Source organism: Bacillota bacterium, from assembly GCA_036504675.1.
Taxonomy (GTDB): Bacteria; Bacillota; Sulfobacillia; order JAJYWN01; family JAJZPE01; genus DASXUT01.
Genome location: DASXUT010000196.1, coordinates 22,850 through 36,834, shown reverse-complemented (window position 1 = coordinate 36,834; position 13,985 = coordinate 22,850). Strand labels below are relative to the sequence as shown.

The 13,985-nt window shown below is 65.6% G+C and carries 19 protein-coding genes; 1 reads left to right on the top strand and 18 read right to left on the bottom strand.

The genetic code is table 11. The features are described from left to right. Positions 1–13: 13 nt before the first annotated feature. The 3 genes from VGL40_15595 to VGL40_15585 all read right to left on the bottom strand — a co-directional run bounded on the left by VGL40_15595 (position 14) and on the right by VGL40_15585 (position 3,362). Positions 14–1,366 carry an HD domain-containing protein gene (locus VGL40_15595; protein HEY3316687.1) on the bottom strand — a complete coding sequence of 451 codons (1,353 nt, stop codon included), beginning with the start codon at positions 1,364–1,366 and terminating at the stop codon, positions 14–16. Between the two features lie 384 nt (positions 1,367–1,750). Next, entirely contained in the window at positions 1,751–2,416 is a 666-nt protein-coding gene (locus VGL40_15590) for a heterodisulfide reductase-related iron-sulfur binding cluster (GenBank protein ID HEY3316686.1), read from the bottom strand. Beyond that, positions 2,325–3,362: a 4Fe-4S dicluster domain-containing protein gene (locus VGL40_15585; GenBank protein ID HEY3316685.1), complete on the bottom strand. Its 1,038-nt coding sequence runs from the start codon at positions 3,360–3,362 to the stop codon at positions 2,325–2,327. The genes VGL40_15590 and VGL40_15585 overlap by 92 nt, the downstream gene beginning before the upstream one ends. Between VGL40_15585 and VGL40_15580 the strand changes: the two genes are divergently transcribed. Next, positions 3,361–3,750, top strand: coding sequence for a hypothetical protein (locus VGL40_15580; protein HEY3316684.1), 390 nt, complete (start codon positions 3,361–3,363; stop codon positions 3,748–3,750). The two genes, VGL40_15585 and VGL40_15580, sit on opposite strands and share 2 nt — an antisense overlap. A gap of 206 nt (positions 3,751–3,956) precedes the next feature. On the opposite strand, the gene VGL40_15575 is transcribed toward VGL40_15580, so the two are convergent. The 15 genes from VGL40_15575 to VGL40_15505 all read right to left on the bottom strand — a co-directional run bounded on the left by VGL40_15575 (position 3,957) and on the right by VGL40_15505 (position 13,923). After that, positions 3,957–4,106, bottom strand: coding sequence for a hypothetical protein (locus VGL40_15575; protein HEY3316683.1), 150 nt, complete (start codon positions 4,104–4,106; stop codon positions 3,957–3,959). After that, positions 4,103–4,504 (bottom strand): helix-turn-helix transcriptional regulator, encoded by a 402-nt coding sequence (locus VGL40_15570; GenBank protein HEY3316682.1) that lies wholly within the window; start codon positions 4,502–4,504, stop codon positions 4,103–4,105. Before VGL40_15570 ends, VGL40_15575 begins: the two co-directional genes overlap by 4 nt. A gap of 2 nt (positions 4,505–4,506) precedes the next feature. After that, positions 4,507–5,280, bottom strand: a complete 774-nt coding sequence (locus tag VGL40_15565; protein ID HEY3316681.1) for a prolipoprotein diacylglyceryl transferase — start codon at positions 5,278–5,280, stop codon at positions 4,507–4,509. 30 nt (positions 5,281–5,310) lie between these two features. Beyond that, complete coding sequence (locus VGL40_15560; GenBank protein HEY3316680.1) at positions 5,311–5,940, bottom strand: DUF302 domain-containing protein; 630 nt, start codon at positions 5,938–5,940, stop codon at positions 5,311–5,313. Between the two features lies 1 nt (position 5,941). After that, entirely contained in the window at positions 5,942–6,175 is a 234-nt protein-coding gene (locus VGL40_15555) for a hypothetical protein (protein HEY3316679.1), read from the bottom strand. A 30-nt stretch (positions 6,176–6,205) separates the two neighbouring features. Then, positions 6,206–6,328, bottom strand: a complete 123-nt coding sequence (locus VGL40_15550; protein HEY3316678.1) for a hypothetical protein — start codon at positions 6,326–6,328, stop codon at positions 6,206–6,208. 73 nt (positions 6,329–6,401) lie between these two features. Then, complete coding sequence (locus VGL40_15545; protein ID HEY3316677.1) at positions 6,402–6,623, bottom strand: zinc ribbon domain-containing protein; 222 nt, start codon at positions 6,621–6,623, stop codon at positions 6,402–6,404. Positions 6,624–6,709: 86 nt separating this feature from the next. Continuing rightward, positions 6,710–7,513: a tryptophan synthase subunit alpha gene (gene trpA, locus VGL40_15540; protein HEY3316676.1), complete on the bottom strand. Its 804-nt coding sequence runs from the start codon at positions 7,511–7,513 to the stop codon at positions 6,710–6,712. Next, complete coding sequence (trpB, locus tag VGL40_15535) at positions 7,510–8,712, bottom strand: tryptophan synthase subunit beta (GenBank protein HEY3316675.1); 1,203 nt, start codon at positions 8,710–8,712, stop codon at positions 7,510–7,512. The genes trpA and trpB overlap by 4 nt, the downstream gene beginning before the upstream one ends. Continuing rightward, a complete protein-coding gene (locus VGL40_15530; GenBank protein HEY3316674.1) occupies positions 8,709–9,377 on the bottom strand; it encodes a phosphoribosylanthranilate isomerase in 669 nt (222 codons plus the stop codon). Before VGL40_15530 ends, trpB begins: the two co-directional genes overlap by 4 nt. Beyond that, positions 9,367–10,179: an indole-3-glycerol phosphate synthase TrpC gene (trpC, locus tag VGL40_15525; GenBank protein ID HEY3316673.1), complete on the bottom strand. Its 813-nt coding sequence runs from the start codon at positions 10,177–10,179 to the stop codon at positions 9,367–9,369. The genes VGL40_15530 and trpC overlap by 11 nt, the downstream gene beginning before the upstream one ends. Further along, positions 10,179–11,219 carry an anthranilate phosphoribosyltransferase gene (trpD, locus tag VGL40_15520; protein ID HEY3316672.1) on the bottom strand — a complete coding sequence of 347 codons (1,041 nt, stop codon included), beginning with the start codon at positions 11,217–11,219 and terminating at the stop codon, positions 10,179–10,181. Before trpD ends, trpC begins: the two co-directional genes overlap by 1 nt. A gap of 12 nt (positions 11,220–11,231) precedes the next feature. Continuing rightward, positions 11,232–11,816: an aminodeoxychorismate/anthranilate synthase component II gene (locus VGL40_15515; protein ID HEY3316671.1), complete on the bottom strand. Its 585-nt coding sequence runs from the start codon at positions 11,814–11,816 to the stop codon at positions 11,232–11,234. Further along, on the bottom strand, positions 11,813–13,336 hold the full coding sequence (trpE, locus tag VGL40_15510; protein ID HEY3316670.1) for an anthranilate synthase component I: 1,524 nt from the start codon (positions 13,334–13,336) through the stop codon (positions 11,813–11,815). The genes VGL40_15515 and trpE overlap by 4 nt, the downstream gene beginning before the upstream one ends. Positions 13,337–13,755: 419 nt before the next feature. Then, the gene (locus VGL40_15505) at positions 13,756–13,923 is read right to left on the bottom strand and encodes a CcmD family protein (protein HEY3316669.1); all 168 of its coding nucleotides are present in this window, start codon (positions 13,921–13,923) and stop codon (positions 13,756–13,758) included. Between the last annotated feature and the right edge of the window lie 62 nt (positions 13,924–13,985).

Below are 13,985 nucleotides of genomic sequence, written 5' to 3'. Positions count from 1 at the left end.
ACCGTCCTCCCTTTCACGGTAAACTGGGTGGGTTCAGCAGGTTGTCAACTATCTCCCTGATGGCCGTGTTATATGTCTGTAGTCGCTTCCGCTGATCGGCTTCGTCCTTGAAGGTGACGGGCGCGAATACCTCCAAATACTCGTCCTTCTGGGCCGCATCGATTGACCGGTAAAGCGTGGACTCCGTCCTAAATAGGGGCCTACCATCAGACTTGATTACTACGCAGTCGCCGATTGAGGGTTCATCATCCTCTCTGATTGACTGGACTCTATAACTCAAAGCGATTATCGCATAATGGTCAACCGAAAGGTAGGCTGCAACATCCCGTTCCAGTCGATCACGAAGGGAGGCGAACTGCCCGTCCTGGGCGAGAGCAACACGGACTCCCGGGTTCTCTATATCTTTGAGGTTGACATGGAAAACTCGTTTATGGAGACGACGTTCGCGGAGGTCGGTGAAGATTCTCTTGGCTAGCCCATTCTTGGCCTCTGGTCGGCAAATCTCATGAATCAGCTTCTCGTCGTCCCATCTCACCCATTCGTCGGCATGCTCTTTCGAACCATCGTATGTATAAGGGCGTTTCAAGAACTCAAGGTCGTCCTGTTCTATACCCAGCACAAGAGCTCGGGTAATCATCTGATCCGTTATGAGGCGAATCCGGTGGCGGTACACTTGCGTGGTCATGTAGAACTTGGCTAGGAAGAACTGCTCCAGGGAATGAACTCCATCCTCTTGAATGCCAATCGCGTAGTCATTAGCGTCATCAAGGGTCTTGAACGTTGCCAACAGTCGGTCAAGGTCGTAGATTCCATACTTCACACCGCAGTAGTAGCTATCGCGCAGGAGGTAGTCCAACTTGTCGGCGTCGAGCGGGCCAGACACAATGTCCTTGAGTATCTTCGATCCCCACTGCCCACAGAGTAGGCCGCTGATGTAGTCCCGCTCAGTATCGCTGATGAGCCGGTCAAGATCCTCATTGTGCTTGATTAGCGAGATGGTTAGGTGCTCGTGAATCTGCTGCCCCTTGTCCAGCTTGACCTTGTCCTTATCGTAGAATCTTTTCAGCACGCTCTCGGACACGTGCGAGAAAGGGCCGTGTCCAATGTCATGGAGCAAGGCTGCTAGCCGAACAAGCCGCCGGTCCTCTTGGGAACTAAGAAGTCTCGCACCTAGCTTGCCCGAAAGATGAGCCACACCCAGGGTGTGCTCAAACCTGGTGTGAAGGGCCCCAGGGTAGACCAGAGAAGCCATTGCCAGTTGCTTGATTCTCCTGAGTCTCTGAAACACCTTGGAATCGACTATGTTGTTCTCTTCGCGTGATTCGAGGGCAATAAACCCGTGAATCGGGTCGCGTAATTCCCTCAACGACGTACCTTTCGCCTCCTCGAGGTGCCCCAAACAAGTATTCGGTCTTGCTGACGGAGCCTCCTTCCCAGTGGGGGACTGTTGGAAAAAAAGCTTGCCTCGCAGCTACTCTTTCGGCTGCTGCAGCCTGATCCCCCCTGTCCTGATGAGCTTCGCTGCCCGGCCTGCCCTTACCATTAGGTACACGGCCCCGGCTCCGGTCTGTTCGGCGGCCCGCCCGCGTCGACCCATCCACCCGGGTGCGGCCGGCCATGGGATAGTTGCCCGGCGTGAAGAGTCTCAGGGCAGCCGTGTTTCCGACCTTGCGCGTCGCCCGTCACCAGCTTACGAAAACGGGGTGGGCCCTTGGGGTCCACCCCGAATCTCACGCGGCGAATCGCCGTCTCATCTCAGTCGGCCACGTTCTCCCCCTTGAGGAAGCCGACCATCTTCGGGGCCAGGCGCGGACGGCATCATCCCCGGGAAGAGGATCGGCATCAGCAGCGGGATCATCTTCTCCATCGCCCCGAGGGTCGGGTTCCTGATCCCCTTGGGCATGGCCGAAATCCCGTTCATCATCCCCTGCATCGCCCCGGGCATGGCCTTCATGATCTCGGGCATCATGTCCCCCATCATCTCGACGATGCCGTCGGAGGTCATGATCTCGATGGCCTTCTTGAAGACGCCCCACATGTAACGGGCGTCCTCGGTGCTGTCCTTGACCTCGTAGCCGAGGGCCTCAGCGACGAGGGCCGAGAAGTCGACCACGGGAAGGTTCCGGCCGGTGGATTGGCCGCCCACGCGGAGCTGGAACTCGCAGCACGGGCAGGTGGCGCAGATGGCCTCGGCGCCGACGCCGAGGGCCTCGTCCAGCCGGTCGGCGACGATCCTGTCGGAGACGGCGAAGTCGCTGATCCGCGTCAACACGCTGCCGCAGCACTTACCGTTCTCGCGGTTCTCGGGGGTCTCGACGAAGTGATCAGGTCGGCGGTGACTTCGGTGATGTGGCGGACCTTGAACTTGTAGTCGAGGCCGAGTTTCTGGGCGACCTTGGGATAGAAGTGGGTCCAACCGACCCAGCAACCCGGGCAGGAGATGATGACCTCCTCAACCCCGCGCTTCTGCATCTCGGTAGGTTGTGCCTGACGACCCCCTCGAACTGGTCCTGCAGGCCGGCCATGGCCATCGGGATGCCACAGCAGGCTTCGTCTTTCCCGAGGTAGGTGAACTCGACTCCGCCGTCCTTGAGGATGCGGACGGCGTTCTCGGCGATGTCCGATTCGATGAAGGAAGCCGTGCAGCCGGCCCAGTAGGCCACCGGGGCCTTCTCCTTGATATAGGGCCGGACCTCGGCCGGGACCCAGGCATCGCGCTCCGAGCGACGGGCGGCCCAGATGTTCAGATCCAGCTTCAGGCTGGCGCTCATCATCTCGAAGGCGGGGAAGGTGGCGAACTCCATGTCCTGGATGAGGACCGGGCGGAATTCGTCCCACATTTCCTGGACGGGCAGGTGGACCATGCACACCGGGTCGCACTTCTTGCAGGTCGTGCACATCAGGAAATTGTAGACCATCCCCTGGTCCAGTTGGGCCCTGCCGCGAAGGTACTGGCGAAGGAAGGCGAACTTGCCGCGCGGCGAGCCGCTCTCCCAGCCGGTCCCGAAGTGCTGGGTGCAGACGTCGACGCAGTAGCCGCAGCCGGCGCAGGCGAAGGCGGCGCTGGTCAGCCGCTCGGCCAGGCGGCGCTTCATGTGCGGGCGGTCGGAGAGCATCTTCTCGGCCAGGGGGACCAGCGACTGGCCGGCCCGGGCGGCCTTCATCGCCACCCGCAGGAGGGCCGGGTTGCCGCCCCCGGCGAGGAGCTTGCCGGGGTTGAAGACGTTCTTCGGGTCCAGCTCAGCCTTGGCTTGACGGAGCTTGGCCAACCGCTCGGGTCCGAAGGCCTCGGCGGCCTCGTCGGTGAAGTAGAGGCCGACCGAGTAGGCCCGACCGCCGTACTTTTTCGAGATGTCCATCATGATCAGGGACTTGGCGGAGGGCCACGACGATGCCGGCCTTGGCTGGCACGCTGCCGCCGTAGCCGCTGGTGGCGGCGCCTCGTGGAACGACGGGGACCCCCTCGCGGTTCGCCAGTTGGGCCAGGAAGATGAGGTCCTCGAGGCTCTCCGGCTGGACGACGGCGTCGGCCAGGTTGTCGATCATCATCTCGACGACATCGGGAAGGCTGGCCACGTCGCGCGAATAGACGACCCGCTCATTCCGGTCGAAGCGAACTCGGTCGCCGGAAAGAGTCTGGAGTGTGGTTTTCACTCGTTCGTTCACGACGGATCCCCCTTTCGTGGTTCCCAGAAGGGCCGCTCGGACATGGTTCAGAGCGGCTCTGGATACGCATTTCCAGCTTTGTGAACCGAGGCACTAACGGCCCGATTGCATCATAGCTTCTGGTCCCGTTTTCGCAGCTAGGCCAAGGGTTTGCCGGGCGAAGTCGATTCGCCTGGGTTGAACCAGCGAAATCGGCAGCGAAAAAGGGGCCATTCCGCCGAAGGTGGTGGCCCCTCATACTACGCGACGCGTAACGCCGGCGTGGCCGGCCGATGGTCTCTCCCTGACCTCTACCTCAACCCCGAGCGTTTCAACAGGTCGACGAAGTTGAGGATCAGCCGGATCTGCTTGGTCTCGAGGTGGCAGATGGAGCGGAGGATGGCCTGCACGTCCGGGTCCACCATGAGCCGGCGGAGGTCTGGACCCATGGCGTGGATCACTCTTCCACCCCGTCCCTTTCCATGACCAGGTAACAGGGGGAGACCCCAAGCGACCCGGCCAGCTTCTCGACGGTCTTCAGGGAGGGTTGGACGAGGCCGCTCTCGACCTGAGTGATCATGGCCGGGGAGAGTCCGGTCCGGTTGGCCAGTTCCTTCTGGGAGAGGCCCAGTGACTCGCGGGTCAACCGGACCTTCTCGCCGAGGGTGTTGGTGGGGTTGAGGATCAGCGAGATGGGAAGCTGAAGGGCCCGGGCCAGATTGCGCAGGGTGTCGACGGACGGGTCGACCTGGCCGCGCTCGACGTAGCTGAGGTGGCTGGGCGAGATGCCCGCCGCCGGGGCCGGCTCGTTCGTCCCCCCTCGATCGCGCGACGTTCCTGGGACCGGACGTCCGGACATTACTACAGACCCACCCTTCGACGGCGGCCCACCCTTCCCCTACCGGCCAGCCAGACCACCAGAGCCAGGACGGCGAGGCTGAAAGCCTGAGAGGTGGTCATCCAACCGATCAGGACCTCCGAGTCGCGGTAGAACTCGACGATGAACCGGCCGGCGGCGTAGAGACCCAGGAAGGCCAGGAAACGCAGGCCTTCCCGGGGGCCGGCCGGGTGCGGGCGAGCGCGAGGCCGGAAGGCCGGAGCCCCCAGCACGGCCAGGATGGCCAGGTCGATCGCGGCTTCCATGGCCTGGGCCGGGTAGCGCAGGCCGGGGGCCAACTGAGTGGCCAGCCCCCAGGTCTGATCGGTCAGGCGGCCGTAGCAGCAGCCGCGCAGGAGACACCCGACCCGGCCGAGGGCCAGTCCCAAGGCGATGCCGGGGGCCATGATGTCGGCGTAGGCCCAGGCCGATCGCCTGAAGCGGCGGGCGAGAAGCCAGACGCCGGCGGCCCCGCCGAGGAAGGCCCCGTAGATTGACAGGCCCCCCTCGACAAAAATGAAAGCTCTCACCGGGTCTGGTCTGAACGCCGGCCACTCGACGATGACGTAGAGTAGCCGCGCGCCGGCCAGTCCGGCGAGAGCCGTGGAGAAGCAGACGTCAAGGAGCTCAGCGAAACCCAGGCCGCGCCGGCACCCCTCGAGGATGGTCAGGGTGGTCCCGGCCGCCAGACCCAGGATGGCCAGCGTGCCCCAGGCGTAGAAGGTCAGCGGGCCGAGAGTGAAGAGGATCGGACCCATTATCCGCCCCCTTAGGTGGGGTCGAACAAGTCACCTGGCCCCGTCGACGATGCTCCGGACGATCGAGTCGACGTCATCCGGGACGGTCCCCAGGGAGGCCCCCGGGAAGAAGGTCGCCATGGTGCTCGGTCTCAGCGCGTTGAGCACCGTCCGGCCCTGTTCATCCCGGTAAACATTGATCTTGCAGGGCATGAACAGGCTGATCGCCGGGTCGGCCTGGATGACCGAGTTGGCGTACTTGGCGTTGCAGACCTCGATGATCTTCATCGGGCCCTGCTTGAAACCCTTCTCGGCCAGAGTGGCCTGAACATCGTGGACGTGGAGGACCCGGAACCCCTTCTCAGCGGTCCTGGTCTTGACCGCTTCGACCGCTTCATCGAAAGGCTTGTCGCTGGTGACCTGGTAAGTCATCTCGGCCATCGGCGCAACCGCCGACTTGTCACTTTCCATCGCCGCTTCGCCCTCTTCCGATAATCGGATCAGCGCCGCGCGCTCAGCCCGCAGGCGGCCCAGCCGGTCTTCGAGCTCGTCGAGCTCCCGGGCCATCGCCACCTTCAGCGAGTGGGCCGGTAGACGCGATCTCAACTCAGCCAGGTCGTGTTCGGTGCGGCGGATCTCAGCCGCGAGGTCCAAGGCCCGACCCGGTTCGCTTTCCGGCATCTCAGCCGGCCTCCTTGATCCCCTTGAGCTCGATCAGCCTCGAGATGGTCCGCCAGGTGACTGCGGCATCGGGCAGAAGCTCCCCGTCGACCATCAGAAGCGGGAGTGAGGCCAGCCGCTGATGTAACATTTCCATAACCTTCGGATGGCTATCCATGGCCGAGTCGTCGACGTCGATGTAAGTCGTCTTGACCCGTCCGCGGTAACGCTGGTCTAGGAACTGACCATAGGACAACGTGATCTCCTCCTGAGATCGCGTCGGCCCTCAGCCGCCGGTGAAGCACTGATCGCTGGCGCGCGAGCCGAAGACGACCAGTTCGAGCTCGGTCGGCAGGAGCTCCACCGGCTCGGACTTATCCGCCTTCGGGCGGCCCCAGAACTGGAACATGCCAATCTCACCTCCAAAGGGTTATAAGCGGACGGGAGCGATCGCCGGGCCGCCGGCCCGGTAATCAGACCCCTCAGCCAAAACCGCTCGACCCGCAGGACGAGCCGGCGTCGGCGGACGCCGATGAGCCGGAGCCGCTCTTCGCTCCAGCCTTGACCAGGATGTGCCCGGAGTAGTCCTGCCGGAGGCTCTTGTTGACGCACGCCGGGCAGGTTACCTTGTCCTTCTCGCTGATCGGCACGCTCACCGTGAAGCTGTGATTACAGTCCTTGCAGATGAAGTCGTAAGTCGCCAAATCGCGTCCCTCCCACATATACCCCATAGGGTATCTTGAGACGATTGTACCGCCGCTCACCGACGCTGTCAAGATATCTTCGCGCTCTATGCGCGGCGGGTCGCCGCCTTTAAATCGGCGACGACTCTGGAGACCTCCGTTGTCAGTCCGTCGACGGATGAGGCCTGTCCGCACAACCGGACGATGGCCGAACCGACGATGACCCCGTCAGCGACCTCGACGACCTGCCTGACGTGGGCCGGGGTCGAGACCCCGAAGCCGACGCAGACGGGGGTATCGACGTGCTTCTTGACTTCGAGAACCACGTTTCTGAACCGCGGGGATAGGGAGGCTCGGGCGCCGGTGAGGCCGGTCAGCGACACGCAGTAAACGAAGCCGGTCGCCGGCTTGGCTAGGCGCTCGATGCGGTCGGGCGGCGAGGTGGGCGCCACGAACTGGATCAGGTCGAGCCCGGCGGCCTGGGCGGCCGGCAGGAGCGTGTCGGCCTCCTCCATCGGCACGTCGGGGACGATCAGTCCATCGGCGCCCGCCGACCGGGCCCGGGCGCAGAACTCCGCCGCACCCGGGCGCAGAACCAGGTTGCAGTAGGTCATGATCAGCAGCGGCACCCGCACGCCGTCCGCCCGAAGCCGTTCGACCATCGTCAGCACGTTATCGGTGTTGGCTCCGGCCGCCAGAGCCCGCTGCAGACCGGATTGGATGGTCGGACCGTCGGCCAGCGGGTCGGAGAAAGGCAGCCCCAGCTCGATTAGGTCGGCGCCGGCCCGCTCCATCCCCTTGACCAGAGCCTCCGTGGCGGGCAGGCTCGGGTCGCCGGCGGCGACGTAGGTGACGAGGGCCTTCTCGCCCTTCGCCCTGAGGGCGGCAAAACGCTCGGCGATCCGGCTCACATCCCCACCCCCAAGAGCTTGCCCACCTCGGCCATGTCCTTGTCGCCGCGGCCGGAGATGTTGATGACCAGGATGGCCTCCCTGGCCATGGTCGCCGCCACTTTGACCCCTTCGAACACGGCGTGGCCGGCCTCCAGGGCCGGGATGATCCCCTCCGTCCTGGCCAAGAGGCGCATCCCCTCGAGAGCCTCCCGATCAGTCACCGCCGTGTACTCAGCGATCCCCTGATCCCGGAAATAGGCATGCTCCGGTCCGACCCCCGGATAGTCAAGGCCGGCCGAGATCGAATGAGCCTCGGTCACCTGGCCGAAGTGGTCCTGCAGGAGGTACGACCGGGCGCCGTGGAAGACGCCGACCTCCCCGCCCCCCGTCATGGTCGCCCCGTGCTTGCCGGTTTCCAGCCCCTGACCTCCGGCCTCGACCCCGATCAGCCGGACGCCCGGGTGGGCCGACAGGGGATGGAACATGCCCATCGCGTTGGAACCTCCGCCGACGCAGGCCACGACGGCGTCCGGCAGGCGGCCTTCGGCTTCCCTCATCTGCTCGATGGTCTCCTCGCCGATGACCGACTGGAAATCGCGGACCATCATCGGGTAGGGGTGCGGACCGACGACCGAACCGATGATGTAGTGGGTGGTCTCGACGTTCGTCACCCAGTCCCTGATCGCTTCGTTGGTGGCGTCCTTCAGGGTCCGGGAGCCCGAGGCCGTGGGGATGACCCGGGCCCCGAGGAGCCTCATCCGAAAGACGTTCAGTTCCTGCCTGGCCACGTCCACCTGGCCCATGTGGACCTCGCATTGCAGGCCGAAGAGGGCGCAGACGGTGGCGGTCGCCACGCCGTGCTGGCCGGCCCCGGTCTCGGCGATGATCCGCCGCTTGCCCATCCTCCTGGCGAGCAACGCCTGACCCATGGCGTTGTTGATCTTGTGGGCCCCCGTGTGGTTGAGGTCCTCCCGCTTGAGATAGATCTTGGCCCCCCCGACCTGGGCGGTCAGCCGGGCGGCGAAATACAGCGGGACGGGCCGGCCGATGTAGTGCCGGCGATAGTACCTCAGTTCGTCCAGGAACTCGGGGTCGTCCCGGTAGGTCCGGTAGGCCCGCTCCAAATCGAGGCAGGCGGCCATCACCGTCTCCGGCACGTACCGCCCGCCGAAGGGTCCGAAGTGGCCCCCCTCGTCCGGCTGCGACAGCTTCCTCATCTCCGTCCCCCCTTGACCATCTCGATGAACTTCCTGATCTTGACGATGTCCTTGCTTCCGCCGGTCTCCACGCCGCTGGAGACATCGACCCCGCCCGGCCGCCCTTCGGCGATGGCCGCCCCGACGTTTTCGGGGTCCAACCCCCCGGCCAGGATTAGCTTGGGATGTCCGGGGGTCAGCGGCTCATCCGGCTCGGACAGGTCGACGCCGGCGGCCCTCAGGCTCGCCTCGGCCCGGCGAAAGAGCGACAGGTCGAGGCGACGCCCGGTGCCCCCCGGTTCCCCCGGGACGAACGGATCGAGGAGCAGCCCGGCGGCCGCCCGGTAGAGAGGCAACCTTCGCAGGTCGGCCCGGTCCTTGACCCGGAAGGCCTTGATCACTGGAAGGCTCAGTTGCTCCAAGATCTCGGGTGGTTCGGCCCCGTGCAATTGGACGTGGGTCAGCCCGACCCTGGCCGCCATCGCCCAGACCTCGGCCGCCGAAGCGTCCACGAAGACCCCCACCTTGCCGACCGCCTCGGGCAGGCCCGCGATCATCCTTTGGGCATTATCCGGTGAGACCTGCCGCCGGCCGGCCGCGAAGACGAAGCCCACCGCGTCGGCGCCGGCCCCGACCGCGGCCAGGACGGCTTCTTCGGTGCGCAGGCCGCAGACCTTAACCCACATCGGTTCGTCCTCCGCGCAGCCAACGGAGGGTGGCCCCAGGGTCCGCCCCGGCCATCAGCGCTTCGCCCACGAGGACCGCCTTGACCCCGGCGGCGGCTACCCGCCTGACGTCGTCAGGGGTCCGAATCCCCGACTCGCTGACCACCGTCTTCGTCGACGGCACCCCCGGGGCCAGCCGGAGGGTCACCTCCAGGTCGGTCACGAAGGTGGCCAGGTCACGGTTGTTGATCCCGACCAGGGCCGCCCCGGTGCCCAGGGCCAACTCGAGTTCCTCGGCGGTATGGGCCTCCACCAGCACGTCAAGGCCGACCGACCGGGCCAGGTCGACCAGGCGGGCCAGGTCGTCGGGGCTCCGCTCCCCGGCAGAGGGGCCCGAGAAGGCGGCGACGATCAGGAGGAGGCCGTCGGCGCCCGCCGCCCGAGCTTCATAGACCTGGACCTCGTCGATGATGAAGTCCTTGCGGAGGAGCGGCAGGCCGGTGGCGGCCCGGACGGCCGAAAGGTAGCCCAGCTCGCCCCGGAAATAACGGCGGTCGGTGAGCACCGAGATGCAGGCCGCCCCGGCGGCTTCGTAGGCCCGGGCGATGGCCGCCGGTTCGAAGTCGGGGCGGATCAACCCTCTGGATGGGCTGGCCCGCTTGATCTCCCCGATGACCTGGACCCCCTCGGAGGCCGCGAGGGCTTTGAGGAACCCCCGGGGCGCCGGCCCGTCGAGCGCCGCCGCGCGCCATTCCGCGATGGGCCGGATGGTGCGGGAAGCCGCCACCTCGACCGTCTTCGTCGCCAGAATCTCATCCAGGATCAACTCAGCTCACCCGCCGCCAGCTCGTTGCTGAGCCGTCTCAACCCGTTCAGAGCGGCTTGGGCCGAGCCGCTGTCGATGGATTCCTCGGCCAAGGCGACCCCGTCCTTGAGGCCCTGCGCCTTGCCCGCGGCCACCAGGGCGGCCGCGGCGTTGAACAGGACAACGTCCCTCCGGGGGCCCCGCCCCCCGGCCAGGACCTCCTGGGTGATCCGGGCGTTCTCATCCCGGTCCCCTCCCCGGATCGATTCCAGAGGGGCCAGGGGCAGCCCCACGTCCCCCGGGGCGACCTGATAGGTCCGGACCACACCGTCCACCATCTCGCCGACCACCGTCGGGCCGGAGATGGAGATCTCGTCCAGGCCGTCGAGGCCGTGGACGGCGAGGGCGTGGCGGCAACCGAGGTTGCCCAAGACCCGGGCCAGCGGCTCGACCATGTCGGGATCGAACACCCCCGCCACCTGAGCCTGGACTCCGGCCGGGTTGGTCAGCGGGCCGAGCAGGTTGAAGATCGTCCGCAGCCCCATCTCCCGACGGACCGGGGCGACGTACTTCATGCTGGTGTGCAGGGCCGGGGCAAACATGAACCCGATGCCGACCTCGTCGATGCACCGGCCGACGCCGGCCGGCGTCAGGGAGAGGTTGACCCCCAGGGCCTCGAGGACGTCGGCTGAACCGGTGAGACTCGAGGCGGCCCGGTTGCCGTGCTTGGCCACCGGCACCCCCGCCCCGGCCACCACGAAGGCCGCCGTCGTGCTGATGTTGAAGGTGTTCGCCCCGTCTCCGCCGGTGCCGCAGGTATCCACGGCCATCGGCCGGGTGTGGACGATGCTCGTGGCCTTGGCTCTCATCACTCGGGCGCAGGCGGTGATCTCCTCCACCGTCTCGCCCTTCATCCGCAGCGCCATCAGGAAGGCGGCCACCTGGACCGGCGTCGCCTGCCCGCTCATCATCAGGTTCATCGCCGCCTCGGCCTGCGGCTCACCCAGGTCGTGACCTTCGGCCACCTCGATGATCAGGGATCTCATGAGCGTCTCCATCGGCCCATCCTCCTAGCTCGGCCCGCCGGGGCTCGGCGTGGCCAGGAAATTCCGAAGCAACTGCTTGCCGCCCTCGGTCAGAATGGACTCGGGGTGGAACTGGACTCCGAACACCGGGTAGCGGCGATGTCTCACTCCCATCAGCAATCCATCCTCGGTCTCGGCGGTGGGCTCGAGTTCGGCCGGTAGGCCCTCCCGGCGGACGATCAGGGAGTGATAGCGGGTGGCCGTCAGCGGGTTGGGCAACCCGGCGAAGAGGCCGTTTCCGTTGTGCCTGATGCGGCTGACCTTGCCGTGCATCAGGTAAGGCGCCCGGCAGACCGTGCCCCCATACGCCTGGCCGATAGCCTGGTGCCCAAGGCAGACCCCAAGGATCGGCGTGCTCGGCCCCATCTCTCGGATGGCCGCCAGGGAGACCCCGGCCTCCGCCGGGGTGCCCGGTCCCGGGCTGATGACGATCCGCTCCGGGGCCATCGCCCGGATGGCCTCCACCGTCGTCCGGTCGTTGCGGACCACCTTCAGCTCGGCCCCCAGTTCGCCGAGGTATTGGACCAGGTTGAAGGTGAAGGAGTCGTAGTTGTCGATGACCAGGATCATGCCAACCCCTCCCCGACCATCTCCAACGACTGGAGCAGGGCCCGGGCCTTGTTCAGCGACTCCTGGTACTCCAGGGTCGGGTCGCTGTCGGCGACGATGCCGGCCCCCGCTTGGATATGGACCTGATCACCTTGCATGACGATGGTTCGAATGGCGATGCAGGTGTCCATCGCCCCATCCCAGGAGAAGTAGCCGATGGCTCCCCCATAGACACCGCGCTTGGTGGGCTCGAGGGTGTCGATGATCTGCATGGCCCGGACCTTTGGCGCCCCGGACAGGGTCCCCGCCGGGAAGCAGGCCGTCAACGCGGCAAAGGCGTCGGCATCGGGCCGCAAGCGCCCCTCGAGGTCGCTGACGATGTGCATCACGTGGCTATACCGCTCGACCCTCATCATCTCCTTGACGGTGACCGTTCCGAACTCGCACACCCGCCCCAGATCGTTCCGCCCCAGGTCAACCAGCATGACGTGCTCGGCCCGCTCCTTCTCGTCGGCCAGCAGGTCGGCCTCGAGGGACAGGTCCTCGGCCTCGGTCGCGCCGCGTGGCCGGGTCCCGGCAATCGGCCGGAGGTTGACCGTTCCGTTCTCCACCCGAACCAGCATCTCGGGGGATGCCCCAATGATCTTCAGGTCGCCGATGGTGATGTAGAACATGTAAGGCGAGGGATTGACCGTCCGCAGCAGCCGGTAGATGTCCAACGGCTGGGCGTCCACCCGGGCCGTCAGGCGCTGGGAGAGGACGACCTGAAAGATGTCGCCGGCCAGAATGTGCTCCTTCGCCCGCCGCACCGACGCTTCGAATTCCGGCCGGGTCAGGTTGGCCTCCACCGAAAGCGGCCTTCTCCGCCCCAGTGACACCCCGGTGCCGGTCGGCACGGGCCGCCTCAGCCGATCAACGGCCCATTCGAGCAGGGCCGACGCCTGTTCGTAGGCGGTCGCCGGGTGGTCGCCGGGGATCGAGTTGACGATCAGGACCAGCTTGTGCTTCCGATGATTGAAGGCGACGACCAGCTCGGTGACCATGAAGAACGATTCCGGCAGGCCGAGGTCATCGGCGGGGACTCCAGGCAACTCTTCATAGTAGCGGACCGCATCGTAGCCCAGATAGCCCACGGGGCCGCCGGAAAAACGGGGGAGCTCGGCCGGTCGGAAGGCCTTGAACCGGCCGACCAGTTGTCTGAGGTGGCTCAGGGGGTCACCGGTAAGGACCCCTGGCCCTTTTCTCCGGTCAACGCCCGGTCGGTCGAGCCGGCATTGCCTGGCGGCCTCGCCCTCGGCGATCCAGCTGATCCCGCCGCGGTTGGCCAGCGTGAGCAGGGGACGGCAGCCCAGGAATGAGTAAGCGGCCACCTTCTCGCCGCCTTCGACCGACTCGAGCAGGAAGGCGCCTTTTTCCCCCTGACACAGCTTGAGGTAGACCGAAATCGGGGTCTCCAGGTCGGCCAGGACCTCCCGGTAGACCGGGATCAGGGAGTATTCCTTGGTCAAGGCCAGATAGCTCTCCAGGCCCGGCTGGCACATTCCGGATCACTCCTTCCATGGACTCGGACCGGAAAATGATCGGGCCTTCGCCCCTATGCCAGGACGAAGGCCCGAAAAACGAACAGCCCACGTCCCTAGTGAGGACGTAGGCTTAATCAGCCAGCGCGGTGCCACCCCAATTCGACGGCCGAAGCCGCCGCTCTTGAGCGCGGGTACAGACATACCCTCTTTCCGATAACGGCGGAAGACACCGGCCGCCTACTGGCCCCGGATCACGAGGCGTTCAGCGTGTAGCTCACGGGACCATTCCCCAGCCATCCCCGCGCCGGACCTTCCACCACGCGGCTCCGAAGAGCCCCCGCCGGCTCGCTGTGAGCGCTTCCTGCTGGGTACTTTCCCCGCTCATCGCCTGGACTAATAGTAGTTGGAGCTTACTCTAGCATAATCCATGGCAACTGTCAACCGGCCTTCCCCATCCGTTTCTCGACGGCCCGCTTGATCAGGTCCAGGTCCTGGGCCAGCTTGCGTTGGCGGCCGCCGAGGCTGACCGTGTAGGCGAAGACGGCCACCCAGATGATGGTATAGGCGGCGAACAGATAAGGCAGGGCTTTGGAGGCTTCAGGCATCTCGATCGCTCCTTTGAGCCCTCGCGGGCTTGGCTTCGTTCCGAACCGGCGGACGGCCGACC